Genomic DNA, 679 nt, shown 5'->3' with positions numbered 1-679 from the left:
TGGGCTATGCCTGGGGCCTTGGCGGTTTCGACGTCATCGAGCGGGCAAGCCCCGGCTATGGCATGCCGGCCTTCGATGGCACCGACATCTATCTGCTCGACGGCCAACAGCTGGTTGCCTGCGTCGCCGGCACGGTGTCGCCGTCGTGTTCGACCGGCGGCACGCATGCGACGGAGAATGAATCCTATCGCCGCATTGCGCTGAACGGCACGACCAACGAATGGAAAGTGACCGATCGCGACGGCACCGTCTCGACCTTCCGCTCGGTCGCTGCCGTTGCGAACCTGACGCCAACACCCGGCACGCCAGCCTATGATCTGGCCCAAAGCTATCGCTGGCTGCTGACCTCGGTCGCCGACACCAACGGCAACAACGTCGCCTATACCTACACTTGTCCGGTGAGCCCGGTCTGCTATCCCGATGCCGTCAGCTACAACGGCACAATCGTAAAATTCTATCTGGAGACACGGCCCGACCTGATCCTGATGGGCAATGGCCGCGACATCTCGGAGACCAGCCAGCGCATCAAGGCCATCGGCGTCACCGTCGGCGGCTCGCTGCGCAGCGCCTACAAGCTGACCTACGACCAGGCGCCGTTCTCCAGCGCTTCCCGTCTGACCGCCGTCAGCCGCTATGGCACCGATGCAGCCATCGCCGCCGACGGCACCATCACCGGCGG

1 protein-coding gene is annotated in these 679 nt (G+C 64.4%); it reads left to right on the top strand.

From position 1 onward, the window contains the following. Positions 1-679, top strand: a 679-nt coding sequence (locus NKH60_RS35045) for a hypothetical protein (protein ID WP_352875144.1), incomplete at both ends; no start/stop codon positions are given.

The sequence above is a fragment of the Mesorhizobium sp. M1006 genome, assembly GCF_040318825.1.
In the GTDB taxonomy this organism is placed as follows: Bacteria; Pseudomonadota; Alphaproteobacteria; order Rhizobiales; family Rhizobiaceae; genus Mesorhizobium.
The sequence above is the reverse complement of the archived record's forward strand: the minus strand, read 5'-3'. Positions and strand labels throughout refer to the sequence as shown.